This is a genomic window from Nonomuraea sp. NPDC048916 (assembly GCF_040649575.1).
Lineage (GTDB): Bacteria > Actinomycetota > Actinomycetes > Streptosporangiales > Streptosporangiaceae > Nonomuraea.
The window spans coordinates 43247-59880 of the sequence record NZ_JBEZFS010000014.1 but is presented as its reverse complement, the minus strand read 5'-3'; the positions used below and the strand labels follow the sequence as shown (position 1 = coordinate 59880).

The window sequence follows — 16634 nt, the reverse complement described above, 5'->3', positions numbered from 1 at the left end:
GTATCCGATCGACTCGCCGTACGTCTCCTGGCGAGAGTTCCTCATGGCCTCTGGCTGGAACCCGCCGTGATGCTCCGGCGACTTCTCGCCGTAGCCCTTGGGCAGGAGCGGTGATCCTCCGGTGAGAACCCCGCACCAGCGGTCGGATCAGGTCTTTTCCAGGTATTCGGCGCGTTCGTCTGCCAGGAGGCGGTCGATCTCGGCTCGGAGGCCGTCGTGGGCCGTCAGGGAGGGATCCTCGGCCAGGAGAGCCGCGGCCTCCTCGCGGGCCGTCTCGATCACGTCCTCGTCGCGCAGGAGCTGGAGCAACTTGAGCGACGACCGCTTGCCCGACTGGGCCGCGCCCAGGACGTCGCCCTCACGGCGTTGCTCGAGATCGACCCGCGACAGCTCGAAACCGTCCAAGGTGGAGGCCACGGCGTCGAGGCGGGCCCGGGCGGGGGTGCCCTCGGGGAAGTCGGAGACCAGCAGGCAGAGCCCCGGCAGGCCGCCCCGGCCGACACGGCCGCGGAGCTGGTGGAGCTGGGAGACGCCGAACCGGTCGGCATCCATGATGATCATGACGGAGGCGTTGCGCACGTCGACTCCCACCTCGATGACCGTGGTCGCGACCAGCACGTCGAGCTCGCCCCGGGTGAACGCGCGCATGACCGCGTCCTTCTCCTCCGGCGGGAGCTTGCCGTGCAGGACGCCCAGCCGCAGGTCGTGGAAGGGGCCTTCGGACAGCAGCTCGGCGACGTCCAGGACGGCCAGCGGCGGGCGGCGCTCGTCGTCGGCGGGCGGCGCGAGGTCGCCCTCGTCGCCCTCCAGATCGCCGATGCGGGGACAGACGATGTAGGCCTGCCGGCCCAGCGCCACCTCCTCGCGCACCCGTTCCCAGGTGCGCTCCAGGAAGTGGGGCTTGTCGGCGGCGGGCACCACGTGCGTGGTGATCGGGGCGCGGCCGGAGGGAAGCTGCGACAGGGTCGAGACCTCCAGGTCGCCGAAGACGGTCATGGCGACCGTGCGCGGGATCGGGGTGGCGGTCATGACCAGCACGTGCGGACGCCCGCCGCCGGCCTTCTCGCGCAGGGCGTCGCGCTGCTCCACACCGAACCGGTGTTGCTCGTCGACCACGACCAGGCCCAGGTCGGCGAACTGGACGTGCTCCTGCAGCAGCGCGTGGGTGCCCACGACGATGCCGGCCGTGCCCGAGGCGGCGTCGAGCAGGGCCGAGCGGCGGGCGGCGGCGCTCATGGAGCCGGTGAGCAGCGTGACCGCCGTGCCGCCGAACATGCCGCCCTGCGCCAGGTCGCCCAGCATGGCCCTGATCGAGCGGTGATGCTGCTGGGCGAGCACCTCGGTGGGGGCCAGCAGGACGGCCTGGCCGCCCGCGTCGACCACCTGCAGCATGGCGCGCAGCGCCACCACCGTCTTGCCCGCGCCGACCTCGCCCTGCAGCAGCCGGTGCATCGGATGCTCCCGCGCGAGGTCGGCGGCGATCTCCTCGCCCACGAGCGCCTGCCCCTCGGTGAGCGCGAACGGCAGCCGGGCGTCGAAGTCGGCCAAAATCCCGTCGTCGCGGCGCGGGCGCGGCCTGGCCGGCCAGGCGGTCGCGGCCTGCCTGCGCTGGAGCAGCACGGCCTGCAGGACGAAGGCCTCGTCGAACTTGAGCCGCTCGCGGGCCCGCCGCACCTCGCCGAAATCCTTCGGCCGGTGGATGGCCACCAGCGCCTCGCCCAGATCCTGCAGCCCGTGGCGGGCGCGCAGCTCCTCGGGCAGCGAGTCGCTCAGCGGCCCCAGCGTGTCGAGCACCACCCCGACCGCTCGCCTGATCACCCACGGCGTCAGGTCCTTGCCCGCCGGGTAGATCGGCACCGGCGCGGCGGAGAACTCGGCGGCACTGGCCTCGGTCTCCTCGAACAGCTCGAACTCCGGATGCGACAGCTGCCAGCGCGGGCTGGTGCGCGACCCGAACAGGCCCACCTTGCCGGCGAACATGCCGCGCCGCCCCGGCTTGAGCCGCGACTCGGCCACGTGGGAGCCCTTGCCGAAGAACGACAGGTAGATCTTCTTGCCCGTGCCGTCGACGACCTCGACCTCGAGCCAGGTGCCGCCCCGGTTGCGCATGGGCTTGCGCATGAGCCTGGTGACCTCGCCCACCACGGTGACGTGCTCGTCGACCTCGAGCGCGTCGAGCGAGGTGAGCTCGCCGCGCTCGGCGTAGCGGCGGGGGTAATGGCGCAGCAGGTCGCCGACCGTCTCCAGGCCGAGCACGCCGCGCAGCAGCTTGGCGGTCTTCGGGTCGAGCGCCTTCGTCAGGGGCTCGTCGAAACGGCTCACCGGGCACCCGCGGCGTGGAGACCTCGTCCGTCAGGGCGAGGGGAACGCGCGGCAGGGCCGGACACGGTGATCTCCCGAGTCTCCGCGAACCTCAACGCGACCTCCTCCTCGTGAGGTAGCTGCCGGTGGAACACCCCGCCTTCGGCTGCCGGGCGGGTGGTGGTCGTCAAAGCTCTATGTTCTACCGTCTCCGACCGACAGAACGGACCGCCCACGCTCCCTGGCGAGTCCCGTCGTCCGGATGACATCCGGATGAATCCCGATGCCGTCCGGATCATTCGACGCCGATGAGCAGCGGGTAGCCGCCCTGCTCGCCGTCGTAGACCACCAGGTCGAGGTCGGGCCTGGAGCTCCGCAGGTGACCGGCCAGCCGGTCGGCCAGCCCTTCGGGGGCGTCCGCGCCCGTGACCAGCGTCACGAGCTCGCCGCCGCCCGCCACCATCCTGCCCACGACCAGCGCGGCCACGTCGTCGAGTGTGCGGCCGATCACGGAGACGTCGCCGTCGATCAGCCCCAGCACGTCGCCGGGGTGGCACACGCCCGCGCTGGTGACCGCCTCCCTGTCGGCGATCGCGAGGTGCCCGTGGCGGGTGTGCCCGGCCGCGTCGGTCATCGCGACCACGTCGTCGTCGAATCGGCGTAACGGATCGTGTACGGCCAGCGCCGCCAGCCCCTGCACGGTCGCCCTGGTCGGCAGCACGCTGACCACCACGCCGTCCTCGCGGGCGATCTGCGCCGCCGCGGCCGCCACCGACCGGGCGCCCTCGTCGTTGGGCAGCACGGTCACCTCGCTGCCCGCCTGCCTGATCGCGGCCAGCATCTCGGGCAGGGCGGGCCGTGTGCCGGGCTCCCGGCGCACCACCACCGCGCCGCACTGCTCGAACAGCGCCGCGATCCCGTCGCCCGCGGCGACGGCCACCACTCCCCTGCCCGCGTCGCCGCGATGGGTCCGCTCGGCCAGGTAGGTGATCCTGATCCGGTGCGGTCGTCCCGCCCGCATCCCGGCCTCGACGGCGGGGCCGGCCTCGTCCACGTGGACGTGCACGTTCCACAGCCCCTCGCCGCCGACCACGACCAGCGAGTCGCCCATCGCGTCGAGCTCCGCGCGCAGCCCGGCCACCGCGGAGTCGTCGGCGTCGAGCAGGTACATCACCTCGTAGCCCGCGCCCACCTCGGTCATTGGCGAGACCCGCGACGTCGGCGCGGGCACGTCGTAGCGCTCGCTGTAGGAGTCGGTGACGACCGCGACCAGAGAGTCGAGGATGATCGCCAGCCCGGCCCCGCCCGCGTCCACGACGCCGCTGCGGGCCAGCACGTCGAGCTGCTCCGGGGTGCGACGCAACGCCGCCCGGGCCGCCCCCGCCGCCCGCCGCGCGACCTCGCCCAGGCCGCCTCTCTCATCCTCGACGGCTCGCGCCACCGCGCTCAGCACGCTCAGCACCGTGCCCTCGACCGGCCGCGCCACCGCCTCCCTGGCCAGGAAGGCGGCCCGGCCCAGCCCGGCCCGCAGGTCGGTCTCGTCCTTCAGCACCTCGGCGAGGCCCCGCAGCGCCTGGCTGACGATGACGCCCGAGTTGCCCCTCGCGCCGACGAGCGCGCCGTAGGCGAGCGTCTGCCACACCACCGCGACGTCCACGTCGTCGGGCAGCGCCTCGACCGCCTCGGCCGCGGACAGCATGGTCAGGTGCAGATTGGTGCCGGTGTCGCCGTCGGCGACGGGGAACACGTTGAGCGCGTCGATCTCCGCCCGCGCCTTGCCCAGCGCTTCGGCCGCCAGGCGTGCCCATCGGCGTACGCGAGGTGGGTCGAGGACCTCCATGTGCGACGCTCCGCCCTCCCCGAGTGCGCTACGTTGAACGAGGAGGATATCGCCGGGTCAGCTGCTCGGGTTCGCACCGAAGGGTGCGGATCGGATATCCTCGTCTGGCTGGCCGGTTGTCCCGGCATGCCCTCCGCTCCGACGAACATCAGCGGACCGGGCTACATCGACTGTTTTAAGGAGCGATACCGTGGCTTCCGTCTGCGATGTCTGCCGCAAGGGTCCGACCTTCGGCAACAACGTGTCCCACTCTCACCGCCGCACCCGCCGTCGCTGGAACCCCAACATCCAGACGGTCCGCGCGGTCGTGGGCGGCACGCCGAAGAAGCTGAACGTCTGCACCTCGTGCATCAAGGCGGGCAAGGTCACCCGCTAGTTCCGACTTCCACGAGAGCCCGCCGGCTCATCGAGCGGCGGGCTCTCGTCATGCCCGGAGGTCCTCAGCGCCACCGCCAGGCGTGGTCCACGGGCCCGATGCCGGCGCCCAGCGGGAAGCCCAGGGCGATGGCGCCCGTGACGTATTCCTTGGCCTTCTCGACCGCGGCGGGGACGTCCTCGCCCAGCGCGAGGTAGGAGGCGACGGCCGAGGCGAGCGTGCAGCCCGTGCCGTGGGTGTGGCGGTTGTCCAGGCGTTCGGCGCGGAAGCGGTATTCGCTCGTGCCGTCGGTCAGCAGGTCGACCGGCTCGTCCGGCAAGTGGCCGCCCTTGATCAGGGCCCAGGCGGGTCCCAGCGCCAGCACCGCGTCGGCGGCGCGGCGCAGGTCACGCTCGTCCTCCACCTTGACCGAGGTGAGCTGCTCGACCTCCCACAGGTTGGGGGTGACGACCGTGGCGACCGGCAGCAGCTGCGTCCGCAGCGTCTCGACGGCCTCGGGCACGAGCAGCGTGTCCCCGTGCTTCGACACCCCGACGGGATCGACCACCACCGGGGCGGCGTACGAGCCGAGCGCCACGGCCACGGTCTCGACCAGCTCGGGCGAGGCCAGCATGCCCGTCTTGATAGCCTGCGCGCCGATGTCGCCGAGCACGGAGTCGAGCTGCGCGCGCACGGCCTCGGCCGGCAGCTCCCAGTAGCCCTGGACGCCCAGTGAGTTCTGCGCCGTCACCGCGGCGACGACGCTCATCCCGTGAACGCCCAGGGCCAGCATGGTCTTGAGATCGGCCTGGATGCCCGCCCCGCCTCCGGAGTCGGATCCGGCGATGGTCAGCACACGTGGAGGGGTCGTAACGGTCATATCCCCCATCCAACCATTCAGTTGACGGAGCACTCCCCGCCGACCAGCCCGCAGTTGCGCGGCTGCGCGGCCCGGCCGGTGGCGGAGAACTTCACTTCGGCGGACCCGCCCTTCGCGAGCGCGCCGGACAGGTCGATGATCAGCAGGTTGCCGTCCTGCGTCCACTCCCCGCCCGTCATGCTCGTGACCCGGCCCACGACGGGCAGCGAGAGCGTGAGCGACTTCATCGCCTGCGGGGAGGCGTTGACCACGTCCAGATGCGCGGTGTAGTTGGCCACACCCTGCCTGACGACGTTGAAGTTGACGTTCACCGAGCCGCCGCTGAGCGCCGACTGAGTCGTGGCCGACGCGGTCGGCTCGGGGTCGGCGGGCGTGGCGTCGGTCGGCCTGCCGCCGGGATCGTTGATCGTTATCGGCTCCTCCGTCGGCGTCTCCGAAGCGCTCTCCTCGAAGCTCGTCGGAAGCGGCTCGTCGGTCTGCCTCGCCGACGTCTTCTCCTTCGTCCTGGTGGGCGTCGGCTCGGGTGAGGAGGTACGGCGCGGCGTCCGCGCGCTCGTCGTGTTCTGCGGTGTCGGGGTGTCGGCCGCGTCGGACTGCTCCTCCTCGGTCGGCTCGTCGACCGGGGACTCCTCCTCCTCGACCGGCTCGGACACCTCAGGCGCTGGCTGGCTGGAGGCCTGTACGGCGGTGCAGGTGTCGCCGGGGCATTCGGCGCCGCCGGGGCCGCTCATCAGCTTGACGCCGGCGACGGTGCCGCCGAGCACGATGGCCACGGCGACCACGGAGAGCAGGGCCACGCGGCCCCTGCCGCCCGTGGGCGCCTCGTCCAGCGGGTCGTCATCCGGAGGCGGCGGTTTGCGGCGGCCACGACGGCGGCGAGGCTCGTCCGGCCCGTCCGCCGACCAGCCGGAGCCCAGGAAGCCGTCGGCACCGTCCGCCCAGGCCGGGGCGGGCGCGTCGGCCACGGTCGGGCTGCCGAACACCTTCACGTCGCCGGGCTCGGGCGGCCGGAGCGCCTGAGTGCTGTCCGGCTCCTGGCCGAACGCCTGCGTGGCATCTCCCCCGTACCCGTCCGATGCCCCAGGAGGAGCCCCGAACGGGTCACTGGGAGGACCGTAGGCACGCGGATCGGACGCCCCGAACGGGTCACTGGAGGGACCGTGCGCACGCGGGTCCGAGGCCCCGGCGGGCGCTCCGAACGGATCCGGTGCACCGCGACCACCAGACATACGCGGATCGGGAGCTCCCGGAGGAGTCCCGAACGGATCGCTAGGGGGGCCGTTGGCGTGCGAATCGGGCGCTCCGAACGGATCCGGTGCACCGCGACCACCGGACGCGCGCGGGTCCGTGGATCCCGGAGGAGCCCCATGGGGCTCCGGCGTCCCTCGGGGACCGGCGGCCTGGGGGCCGAACTCGTCGGCGACCGAGAAGGTCTGTGTGCTCTCCCCCGGGGTGTCCCAGTGCGCGGGCCGGGTGAAGGCGCCGGTGGTCTCGAAAGGCTGGTCCGGCGGCGGGACGGACCCTCCCGGGAGGCGCGGGGGAGGCGGCGCGAAGGCTCCGGTCGTCTCGAACGGGGAGGACGGCGGCGGCGGATTCAGCTCCTGGCCGGGCTCGCGTCTGGGCATCGGCGCCCACTGGCCCGTCACCTCGACCTGGTCGGGCAGCGACGGCCAGCCGGGGGGCTCGGCCTGCCGCTCGTCCGAGTCCCAGAAGGAACTCGTGGCGGTCGGGTCCGGCGCGGTAGCCCACTTCGCGGCATGGTCGGTGAACCTCAGGTCCTCCTGTGAGTCGTCGGACCTGCCGTCACCCCATTCGTCCGCGTCTTCGGATCCACCTGTGCCGTGGCGGCCCATGGTTGCCCTTTCTGCTGGGTACAGTGGCCGCCAATCTTCATAACACCTTTACTACGCCTTTGTCACAGCAATCACGGGAGTTCCCCGTCACACCCGGAGATTTTCCACATATCAGGACAAGTCATCACCTAAAGTGATCCCAGCCGCCGTCTCCCGTCTCACGCCCGTCGACGGCCACGCCCCGGCCTGCGACGACACGGCCCACGATCTGCCACGACGGCCCCAGACGTACCTCTGCGGGGAAGACCGCCGCGAGCGCGTGGTCGTCACCACCGGTGAGCACCCAGTCGAGCGGATCGATCCCGAGCGCGGCGGCCGCGGCCCTGACCGGGGCCCCCACGGCGAACGCGGCGGAGTCCAGCTCCACGCGCACCCCGCTGGCCGCCGCGACGTGCCCCAGGTCCTGTAGCAGCCCGTCGCTCACGTCCAGCATCGCGCTCGCCCCGAGCCTCGCCGCCTCCGGGCCGCACGCGTAGGGCGGGCACGGCCGCCGATGCGCGGCCACGGCCTCCCGGAGCGCCCGCTCCACACCCGAATCGCCCTCCAGGTCCTCCTCGCCGGGCAACCCGTCCCCAGGCGGAGCGTCCGACCGGCCCGCCTCCCCGGGCAGCCGGTTCCCGGACGGAGCCCGGCCCGCCTCCCGTGCGCGATCGCCCTCCCGGCCCGCCTCCAGCAGGGCGAGGCCGGCTGCGGCGTGGCCGAGTCGCCCGGCGACGGCCACGACCTGGCCCGGACGTGCCCCCGACCTGGTCACCGGGGCCCGCCCGCCCAGGTCGCCCAGCGCGGTCACGCCGAGCACCACCAGGTCGCTCCGGGCGATGTCGCCCCCGGCCACGCTCGCGCCGACGACGGCGCACTCGTCGCGGAACCCGTCGGTCAGCGCGTCGAGCCAGCCGACCGGCAGATCGGCGGGTATCCCGAGCCCGACCACGATGGCCGTGGGGACCGCGCCCATGGCGGCCACGTCGGCGAGGTTCTGGGCCGCCGCCTTCCGGCCGACGTCGTAGCCGCTGGACCAATCGCGGCGAAAGTGCCTACCCTCGACTAGGAGGTCCGTTGACACCACGACGCGCCCGTCTGGCGCGCTGACCATCGCAGCGTCGTCGCCTGGACCGAGGAGCACTGTCTCTCCTTGGGGCAGACGTCCTGAAATACGAGTTACCGCTCCGAATTCGCCGAGATCTCCGACTGTGATGACGCACCTCCTGACGCACACAGGGTACGGTGGCCCTTCGGCGTGATCGAATCGCCCGGGAGGACGTAATGGTGCAGGCCTACATCCTTATTCAGACCGAGGTCGGTAAGGCCGCAAGCGTGGCCCGCGAGATCTCCGGGATTCCCGGGGTCACTCAGGCCGAAGACGTGACGGGCCCGTACGACGTGATCGTGCGCGCGGAGGCGCGCAACGTCGACGAGCTCGGCAAACTGGTCGTGGCCCAGATCCAGGCCGTGGATGGGATCACACGTACCCTTACGTGCCCGATTGTCCACATCTAAGGTATCCAAGGTAAACATCTCTCATGCGCACCGCTCCCGTCCTGCTGGTCCTGCTCGCGCTCGCCGGATGCGGTGCCGTACACGTCGAGCCGCCTGCCCCGCAGGGTGAGGCCGCGGCCGCGTGCGTGCGGCTGCACGGTCTGTTGCCCCAGCGGCTCGACGGCGTGGAGCGTGGCACGTCCACCCCCGAGTCCCCCTACGTCACCGTCTGGGGCGAGGGGGAGATCGCGGTGCGCTGCGGGGTGCCGCGGCCGGCCAGGATGGCCCCCACCGATCAGTTGCAGGAGATCAACGGGGTGGGCTGGTTCGCCGACCCGGAGCGGCCGACGCTCTTCACCGCCGTCGCCGACCCCGCCTACGTTGAGGTCACGGTCGCGGGCACGCACGTCGCGGCGAGCGTGCTCGCCGACCTGTCGGGCCCGATCGCCGAGGTGTCAGCGCAGCCCCGCTGAGCGGTGCAGCGCGAGCTGGATCAGCCGGTCCACCAGCTCCGGATAGGACAGGCCCGAGGCGGCCCAGAGCTGCGGCGCCACCGACAGCGAGGTGAAGCCGGGCATCGTGTTGATCTCGTTGAAGATCAGCTCGCCCTCGGCCGTGTAGAAGAAGTCGACCCGCGACAGCCCCTCGCACTCGAGCGCCTCGAACGCGCGCACGGCCATCGCCCGCACCTGCTCGGCCGTCTCCTCGGGGATGTCGGCGGGAACGGTCAGCGACATCTGGTCGGGGTAGTACTTGGCCTCGAAGTCGAAGAACTCCTGGCCCCCCTCGACCTTGACCTCGCCGGGCAGTGACGCGCCGGGCGGCTCGTCGCCGAGCGACTCGAGCACCGCGCACTCGATCTCGCGCCCCACCACCGCCGCCTCGATGAGCACCTTGGGATCGTGCTGCCGGGCGAACTCGACGGCCGCCTCCAGAGAGGCCCTGTCGTGGGCCTTGGAGATGCCCTGCGACGAGCCGGCCCTGGCCGGCTTGACGAACACCGGCCAGCCGAGCTCCTCGGCCTCCTTGAGCACCCGGTCGCGATCGAGCCGCCAGTCACGCTCGCGCACCACCACGTAGCGCCCGATGGGCAGCCCGGCCGCGGCCATCACCGTCTTCATGTGGGCCTTGTCCATGCCGACCGCGCTGGCCAGCACGCCGGAGCCCACGTAGCGCACGCCGGCCATCTCCAGCAGGCCCTGGATGGTGCCGTCCTCGGCGAACGGCCCGTGCATCACCGGGAAGACCACGTCGACCGAGCCCAGCTCCACCGGGATGCTGCCCGGGTCGTAGGCCATCAGCGAGCCCGCGCCGGAGGACGGCAGCGCCAGGGCCGCGCCCGAGGTGTCGACGGCGGGCAGCTCCCCCTCCTCGATCGCGAACCGCTGGCCGGTCGCGGCGAGCACCCACCTGCCGTCCTGGGCGATCCCGATGGGGATCACTTCGTACTTGGTCCTGTCGATCGCTTCCAGCACGCTGCCCGCGCCCATGATGGACACGGCATGCTCGGAATTGCGACCTCCGAAAACGACGGCGACGCGTGGCTTGCTCATGACGTCCGAATCTACCGGCGTGTCCTCACTACAGCGAGTCAACCCGCGCGGGTGGTGGCGGCGATGGTCAGACCCCGTAACGCTCTGGCTTGGGCGAACGGGACATGAGCAGCATGCCCGCCTCACTCGGCGACATGCCGTCGTGCACCACTCCGACGACGACCTCGGTGATCGGCATCTCGACGTCGTGCTTCCGGGCCAGCGCCAGCACGGACTCGCAGGACTTGACGCCCTCGGCGGTCTGCTTGGTGCTCGCGATCACCTCCTGCAGCGTCATGCCGCGGCCGAGCCGCTCGCCGAACGTGCGGTTGCGCGACAGTGGCGAGACGCAGGTGGCCACCAGGTCGCCCATCCCGGCGAGCCCGGCGAACGTGTGTGGGTCGGCCCCGAGCGCCGCGCCCAGGCGGGAGATCTCGGCCAGGCCCCTGGTCATGAGCATCGCGCCCACGTTGTCGCCCATGCCCATCCCGGCGGACACGCCCACGGCCAGCGCGATGACGTTCTTCACGGCGCCGCCGAGCTCCACGCCCACCACGTCGGGATTGGTGTAGGGCCGGAACCACGGCGGCAGGTGGCAGGCCTTCTGCAGCCGAGCGGCCACACCCTCGTCGACGCAGGCCACGACGGACGCGGCGGGCTGCCGCTGGGCGATCTCCTTGGCCAGGTTGGGGCCGGAGACGACCGCGACGCGCTCCTCCGGCACCCCCGCCACCTCGCGGATGACCTCGCTCATCCGCTTGGTCGTGCCGAGCTCGATGCCCTTCATCAGGCTGACCAGGACCGCGTCGCGGGGGATGTGCTCGCGCCAGGCGGCCAGGTTGACCCGCAACGACTGCGAGGGCACGGCGAGCACGACGAAGTCGGCCCCGTCGAGCGCCTCGGCCGGATCGGTCGTGGCCTCCAGCGATGTGGGCAACGCCACACCCGGCAGATAGTCGAGGTTGGTGTGGGCCCGCTGGATGCTCTCGACCAGCTCCGGCCTGCGCCCCCACAGGATGGTCCGGTTGCCCACCTCGGCCAGGATCATGGCGAACGTGGTGCCCCACGAGCCTGTGCCGAACACCGCGACCTTCGTCATGTGCTCACCGTCCCGCCGGGTCGTAGGGAGTCTCGGGCGCCTTCTCCCCGCGCAGCTCCGCGAGCTGCTCGGTGATCGCCGCCATGATGTCGGCGGTCGCCGCGCGCAGGACTTCGGCGTGCGGCGGCTCGCCGGCGTATCGGGACAGGTCGACCGGCGGCCCCACCGACACGTGGAACGTCTTGCGCGGGAACAGCCTCGGCCGTTTCGCACCGTAGGGCAGCAACTCCTGCGCCCCCCAGTGGGCCACCGGGATCACCGGGGCCCCGCTCTCCAGCGCGAGCCGCGCGACGCCCGTCTTGCCGACCATCGGCCACAGCCGGGGGTCACGGGTGCAGGTGCCCTCGGGATAGAAGAAGATCGCGCACCCCTCTCGCAGCCGCTGCGCCGCCGTGTGCAGCGACCTGGCCGCCTCACTGCTGCCCCGCTCGACGGGGATGACGCACAGCGAGCGCACCGCGTGGCCCAGCAACGGCACCTTGAACAGCGCGACCTTGGCCAGGATCACCGGCCAGCGACCGTTGTTGTAGAGGAAGTGCGACAACAGGACCGGATCGGTCCACGAGAGGTGGTTGGCTGCGATGATCACGCCGCCGGTGCGGGGAACGCGGTCTCCGTGCCGCCAGTCACGCTTGACCAGGAGCCATGACAGTGGCTTGACGATCACGACGGCCAGAGTCTCCCAGAAACGCGATGGTCGCGTCAGGCGGCGGCTCATGGTTTCCTCCAACCCGTACGATATGCGCCCCAAGTCTCCCGGTTGTCCGCAGGGGATGTCGAGGCGCGATGCTTAACCCTATGAGCAACCGCTGGTCACTGGTGATCCCGGTGAAGACGCTGGTCGCGGCGAAGACCCGGTTGGCCGCCGCGACAGGCCCGCATCGGACACGGCTGGCCGTCGCGGTCGCCTGTGACACCGTTTCGGCGGCGCTGTCGTGCCCGCTGGTCGCGCGGGTCATCGTGGTGACCGCCGACCCCGCCGCGGCGGGCCCGTTGTCCGCGCTGGGCGCCGACGTGGTGCCCGACCCCGACCACGGTCTCAACACCGCGCTTCGCACGGGGGCCGCCCATGCCGTACGCCTCGCGCCCGGCGACCCGGTGGGCGCGCTGCAGGCGGACCTGCCCGCCCTGCGGCCCGCGGAGCTGGCCGCCGTCCTGGCCGCCGCCGCCGAGTTCGACCAGGCGTTCGTCCCCGACGCACTCGACGTCGGCACCACCTTCTACGGTGTACGGCCGGGGCTGCCGTTCACGCCCAGGTTCGGCGGCGAGTCACGGGCCAAGCATCTGGCCGGCGGGGCGAAGGAGTTGTGCGTGGAGGGCGTCGAGTCGGTCAGGCGCGACGTGGACACCCCCGGCGACCTGCGCGCGGCCATGGCGCTCGGCCTCGGACGGCACACCGCGGCCGTGGTCGCCGACCTGTGGCCGTCCAGCTGATCCACCCGATCCGGGCGACCCGCGCCGCATGCGCGCGGAGGGCCGACCGTTTACGCTGGGCTGCGTGCAGGCAACGGTGCGCGGCTTCGATGAGGTGACCCGTTCGGGCTCGGTCTTCCTCGACGACGGGACTGTGCTGCCCTTCGGCGCCCGGGCCTTCGACGCGGGGCCCCTGCGGCTGCTGCGGTCGGGGCAGCGGGTCCGCCTGGTGGTGACCGACGGCGAGATCACCTACATCACGCTGTCGACGTTCCCCGTGCCCGACTGATCCGGGGCAGAAAGAAGCCCGGCCCTCGGAGTGAGGGCCGGGCGGATGCGACGTCGTTACTTCTTCTTCGCGGCCTTCTTGCCGGCCACGTTCACCAGCTCCTTGAAGTCTGAGCCCGGACGGAACTTCGGCCCCCAGCTCTCGTCGACCTTGATCTCTGCTCCGGTCGACGGGTTCCTGGCCGTGCGAGCCGGCTTGTGCACCATCTCGAACGCGCCGAAGCCGGTGATCGAGACCTTGTCGCCGCTCGCGACTGCCTTCTGGACGGCATCGATGATCGCGTTGACGGCCTCGGTGGCCGTCCTTCTGTCCCCCACGCGATCTACGATGGCGTCAACGAGTTCTCGCTTGTTCATGTCTGTTCTGCTCCCCCAGTTACGGCTCGGGGTTCCAGCTCACGAAGCTCGACGTAGAAACCCCTTACGCGCTCGAAAGTAGGCGGGATCGCGGGGGAACTCAAATACCGAGCGGATTTTCGGGTGCGTGTGGCGTGTCGGAGGCGCTGTCAAGCGCGTCGAGCAAGGCGTCGAGCCTGGTCGCGGCCCTTTCCCGGTCACGTTTGGCGAGGTCGCAGATCGCCAGATATCGGCGCCCCAGGCGTTCCCTCTCGGCGGCGGGGAGCATGCGGACGCGGCGGTGCGCCTCGCGCAACCGCCGCGCCAGTTCGTCGTCTTCTAGACGGTCGTCGGCAGCCATGGCTGCCGACCATTCTCGTATGCCGTCACCTCGTCGGCGTGACGCAGGGTCAGGCCGATGTCGTCGAGCCCCTCCATGAGCCGCCAGCGGGTGTAGTCGTCGATCTCGAATCCGACGGTCTCGCCGGCCCAGCGCACCTGGCGTTCGGCCAGGTCCACGGTCACCCGCAGCGTGGGGTCCGCCTCGACGGCGGTCTGCAGCGCCTCGACCTTCTCGGCGGGCAGGACGACCGGCAGCAGCCCCATCTTGGTGGAGTTGTTACGGAAGATGTCGCCGAACCTGGCGGCGATCACGACGCGGAAGCCGTACTGCTGCAGGGCCCAGACGGCGTGCTCGCGGGAGGAGCCGGTGCCGAAGTCGGGGCCCGAGACGAGGATCGAGGCGCCCTCGTAGGACGGGTCGTTCAGGACGAACGTCGGGTCCTCGCGCCAGGCGGCGAACAGGCCCTTCTCGAAGCCGGTCCTGCTCACCTGCTTGAGCCAGACGGCCGGGATGATCTGGTCGGTGTCGACGTTGCCGCGGCGCAGCGGCACCGCCTTGCCGGTGTGGGTGGTGAAGGCATCCATGATCAGGGTCTCCTAGAGGTCGGCGGGGGCGGTCAGGCGGCCGGTCACCGCGCTCGCGGCGGCGACCTGCGGTGACACCAGGTGGGTGCGGCCACCCTTGCCCTGGCGGCCCTCGAAGTTGCGGTTGGAGGTGGAGGCGCTGCGCTCGCCCGGCTGGAGCGTGTCGGGGTTCATGCCGAGGCACATCGAGCACCCGGCCTCCCGCCACTCGGCGCCGGCCGCCTTGAACACCTCGTCCAGCCCCTCCTCCTCGGCCTGCAGCTTGACCAGCATCGATCCGGGCACGATCAGCGTGCGCGTCTTCACCTGGCGGCCGCGCAGGATCTCGGCGGCGGCGCGCAGGTCCTCCAGGCGCCCGTTGGTGCACGAGCCGACGAAGACCGTGTCGACCTCGATCTCGCGCAGCGGCGTGCCCGCGGTCAGGCCCATGTACTCGAGCGCCCGCGCGGCCGACTGCCTGGCGATCGGGTCGGCGAAGCTCTCGGGGTCGGGCACGACCTCGCCCAGCGGCAGACCCTGGCCGGGGTTGGTGCCCCAGGTGACGTACGGCGTCAGCGTCGAGGCGTCGATCTCGACGACCTTGTCGAACACGGCGTCGTCGTCGGTCCGCAGCGACTTCCAGTATTCGACGGCCTGGTCCCACGACTCGCCCTTCGGCGCGTGCTGGCGGCCCTTGAGGTAGGCGAACGTGGTCTCGTCTGGCGCGATCATGCCCGCCCGCGCGCCGGCCTCGATCGACATGTTGCAGACCGTCATCCGGCCCTCCATGGAGAGCTTCCGCACGGCCTCACCGCGGTATTCGATGATGTAGCCCTGCCCGCCGCCGGTGCCGATCTTGGCGATGATGGCCAGGATCAGGTCCTTGGCCGTGACACCGGGAGGCAGCTCGCCCAAGACCTCGATGGCCATGGTCTTCGGCCGGTAGGCCGGCAGCGTCTGCGTGGCCAGCACGTGCTCGACCTCGGAGGTGCCGATGCCGAACGCGATGCCGCCGAACGCGCCGTGGGTGGAGGTGTGGGAGTCGCCGCAGACGATCGTCATGCCCGGCTGGGTCAGGCCGAACTGCGGGCCGATGATGTGCACCACGCCCTGCCCGGCGTCACCCATCGGGTAGAGCCGGACGCCGAACTCGGCGGCGTTCTTGCGCAGCGTCTCGACCTGGGTCTTCGACACGGGGTCGGAGATGGGGCCGAGCACGGTCGGGACGTTGTGGTCCTCGGTGGCGATGGTGAGCTCGGGGCGGCGCACAGGCCGGCCGGCGAGCCGGAGCCCGTCGAACGCCTGCGGGCTGGTCACCTCGTGAACGAGGTGCAGGTCGATGTAGAGCAGGTCGGGTTCGCCGTCGGCACGGCGCACCACGTGCTGCTCCCAGACCTTCTCCGCCAGTGTGCGGCCCATGATCTCCTCCTATTGATGCGATGCCCCGCATCGCGACTTGCTCGCCGAGACCCGATCTCGCCCTGGTCGCAGTGCTCCCCGCGCTCCTCGGTGCGGAGATCGGCGCTCCCTCGCGGGAGAGTCTCCAACTTGCCTTCTCATATGTCGAGACGGCAGTATCGGTGTATGGACAACTCTAGCGGAGTCGGCGTACTCGACAAGGCCGTTCTGGTGCTCAATGCTCTCGAAGCGGGTCCGGCGTCGCTCGCGCAGCTTGTTCAGGCCACCGGTCTGGCCCGCCCCACGGCCCATCGGCTCGCCGTCGCCCTTGAGCACCACCGCATCGTGACTCGTGACACACAGGGCAGGTTCGTGCTCGGGCCGCGCCTTTCGGAGTTGTCCACGGCGGCCGGCGAGGATCGGCTGCTCGCGGTGGCCGCGCCCGTGCTGCTGCAGTTGCGCGACCTGACCGGCGAGAGTGCGCAACTGTACCGCCGTCAGGGGGACGAGCGGGTCTGCGTGGCGGCGGCCGAGCGGGCCAGCGGGCTGCGTGACACGGTGCCCGTCGGCTCGGCGCTGCCCATGACGGCGGGTTCGGCGGCGCAGATCCTGCTGGCCTGGGAGGAGCCCGACCGGCTGCACCGCGGCCTGCGCGGCGCCAAGTTCACCGCGGCCACGCTGGCCTCGGTGCGGCGCCGCGGCTGGGCCCACAGCGTGGGAGAGCGCGAGCAGGGAGTGGCCAGCGTCTCCGCCCCCATCCGGGGAAGCGGCGGCAAGGTGGTCGCCGCCGTGTCGGTCTCCGGCCCCATCGAACGACTCACCAGAGCCCCGGGACGACTACACGCGGTGGCGGTGATGGCGGCCGCCGAACGGGTCACCGAATCCATGCGACGTACGTCATGATCAGCAAAAGCGCCTATTTGGGGAGCCGAGTGCCTCACGGGCGCACTAGCCTGA

Annotated in this window: 18 protein-coding genes; 6 read left to right on the top strand and 12 right to left on the bottom strand. The window is 71.5% G+C overall.

Annotated features, from left to right (window positions below):
• Window positions 1–147: 147 nt before the first annotated feature.
• Window positions 148–2322: an ATP-dependent DNA helicase RecG gene (recG, locus tag AB0C16_RS17350; protein WP_357683855.1), complete on the bottom strand. Its 2175-nt coding sequence runs from the start codon at window positions 2320–2322 to the stop codon at window positions 148–150.
• Between the two features lie 274 nt (window positions 2323–2596).
• Complete coding sequence (locus tag AB0C16_RS17345; protein WP_357683852.1) at window positions 2597–4141, bottom strand: DAK2 domain-containing protein; 1545 nt, start codon at window positions 4139–4141, stop codon at window positions 2597–2599.
• A gap of 190 nt (window positions 4142–4331) precedes the next feature.
• Here AB0C16_RS17345 and rpmB point away from each other — a divergent pair, with 190 nt between their 5' ends.
• On the top strand, window positions 4332–4517 hold the full coding sequence (gene rpmB / locus AB0C16_RS17340) for a 50S ribosomal protein L28 (protein WP_043618345.1): 186 nt from the start codon (window positions 4332–4334) through the stop codon (window positions 4515–4517).
• Window positions 4518–4581: 64 nt separating this feature from the next.
• On the opposite strand, the gene thiD is transcribed toward rpmB, so the two are convergent.
• From thiD to AB0C16_RS17325, 3 genes are all read right to left on the bottom strand, one after another.
• Complete coding sequence (thiD, locus tag AB0C16_RS17335; RefSeq protein ID WP_357683849.1) at window positions 4582–5385, bottom strand: bifunctional hydroxymethylpyrimidine kinase/phosphomethylpyrimidine kinase; 804 nt, start codon at window positions 5383–5385, stop codon at window positions 4582–4584.
• An 8-nt stretch (window positions 5386–5393) separates the two neighbouring features.
• Window positions 5394–6365 carry a hypothetical protein gene (locus AB0C16_RS17330; protein ID WP_357683847.1) on the bottom strand — a complete coding sequence of 324 codons (972 nt, stop codon included), beginning with the start codon at window positions 6363–6365 and terminating at the stop codon, window positions 5394–5396.
• Window positions 6366–7353: 988 nt separating this feature from the next.
• On the bottom strand, window positions 7354–8445 hold the full coding sequence (locus AB0C16_RS17325; RefSeq protein WP_357683844.1) for a thiamine-phosphate kinase: 1092 nt from the start codon (window positions 8443–8445) through the stop codon (window positions 7354–7356).
• 47 nt (window positions 8446–8492) lie between these two features.
• On the opposite strand from AB0C16_RS17325, the gene AB0C16_RS17320 reads away from it, so the two are divergent.
• Window positions 8493–8726 carry an Lrp/AsnC ligand binding domain-containing protein gene (locus tag AB0C16_RS17320; protein WP_357683841.1) on the top strand — a complete coding sequence of 78 codons (234 nt, stop codon included), beginning with the start codon at window positions 8493–8495 and terminating at the stop codon, window positions 8724–8726.
• 23 nt (window positions 8727–8749) lie between these two features.
• Window positions 8750–9178: a DUF3515 family protein gene (locus AB0C16_RS17315; protein WP_357683839.1), complete on the top strand. Its 429-nt coding sequence runs from the start codon at window positions 8750–8752 to the stop codon at window positions 9176–9178.
• Here AB0C16_RS17315 and AB0C16_RS17310 read toward each other — a convergent pair.
• The 3 genes from AB0C16_RS17310 to AB0C16_RS17300 form a co-directional block, all read right to left on the bottom strand.
• Window positions 9161–10258, bottom strand: coding sequence for a D-alanine--D-alanine ligase family protein (locus tag AB0C16_RS17310; protein ID WP_357683836.1), 1098 nt, complete (start codon window positions 10256–10258; stop codon window positions 9161–9163). The genes AB0C16_RS17315 and AB0C16_RS17310 overlap by 18 nt on opposite strands.
• 67 nt (window positions 10259–10325) lie before the next feature.
• The gene (locus tag AB0C16_RS17305; protein ID WP_357683833.1) at window positions 10326–11336 is read right to left on the bottom strand and encodes an NAD(P)H-dependent glycerol-3-phosphate dehydrogenase; all 1011 of its coding nucleotides are present in this window, start codon (window positions 11334–11336) and stop codon (window positions 10326–10328) included.
• A gap of 4 nt (window positions 11337–11340) precedes the next feature.
• The gene (locus tag AB0C16_RS17300) at window positions 11341–12054 is read right to left on the bottom strand and encodes a lysophospholipid acyltransferase family protein (RefSeq protein ID WP_357683831.1); all 714 of its coding nucleotides are present in this window, start codon (window positions 12052–12054) and stop codon (window positions 11341–11343) included.
• Window positions 12055–12134: 80 nt separating this feature from the next.
• Here AB0C16_RS17300 and cofC point away from each other — a divergent pair, with 80 nt between their 5' ends.
• Window positions 12135–12770, top strand: coding sequence for a 2-phospho-L-lactate guanylyltransferase (cofC, locus tag AB0C16_RS17295; protein ID WP_357683828.1), 636 nt, complete (start codon window positions 12135–12137; stop codon window positions 12768–12770).
• Between the two features lie 64 nt (window positions 12771–12834).
• The gene (locus AB0C16_RS17290; RefSeq protein ID WP_357683826.1) at window positions 12835–13038 is read left to right on the top strand and encodes a hypothetical protein; all 204 of its coding nucleotides are present in this window, start codon (window positions 12835–12837) and stop codon (window positions 13036–13038) included.
• A gap of 56 nt (window positions 13039–13094) precedes the next feature.
• Here the strand turns inward: AB0C16_RS17290 and AB0C16_RS17285 are convergent, their stop codons facing one another.
• The 4 genes from AB0C16_RS17285 to leuC all read right to left on the bottom strand — a co-directional run bounded on the left by AB0C16_RS17285 (window position 13095) and on the right by leuC (window position 15698).
• Entirely contained in the window at window positions 13095–13394 is a 300-nt protein-coding gene (locus AB0C16_RS17285; protein WP_189123350.1) for an HU family DNA-binding protein, read from the bottom strand.
• A 100-nt stretch (window positions 13395–13494) separates the two neighbouring features.
• On the bottom strand, window positions 13495–13734 hold the full coding sequence (locus AB0C16_RS17280) for a hypothetical protein (protein ID WP_357683823.1): 240 nt from the start codon (window positions 13732–13734) through the stop codon (window positions 13495–13497).
• Window positions 13713–14300: a 3-isopropylmalate dehydratase small subunit gene (leuD, locus tag AB0C16_RS17275; protein WP_357683821.1), complete on the bottom strand. Its 588-nt coding sequence runs from the start codon at window positions 14298–14300 to the stop codon at window positions 13713–13715. Before leuD ends, AB0C16_RS17280 begins: the two co-directional genes overlap by 22 nt.
• A 12-nt stretch (window positions 14301–14312) precedes the next feature.
• A complete protein-coding gene (gene leuC, locus AB0C16_RS17270) occupies window positions 14313–15698 on the bottom strand; it encodes a 3-isopropylmalate dehydratase large subunit (protein WP_357683818.1) in 1386 nt (461 codons plus the stop codon).
• Window positions 15699–15863: 165 nt separating this feature from the next.
• Between leuC and AB0C16_RS17265 the strand changes: the two genes are divergently transcribed.
• Window positions 15864–16580, top strand: a complete 717-nt coding sequence (locus tag AB0C16_RS17265; protein ID WP_357683815.1) for an IclR family transcriptional regulator — start codon at window positions 15864–15866, stop codon at window positions 16578–16580.
• Window positions 16581–16634: the final 54 nt, after the last annotated feature.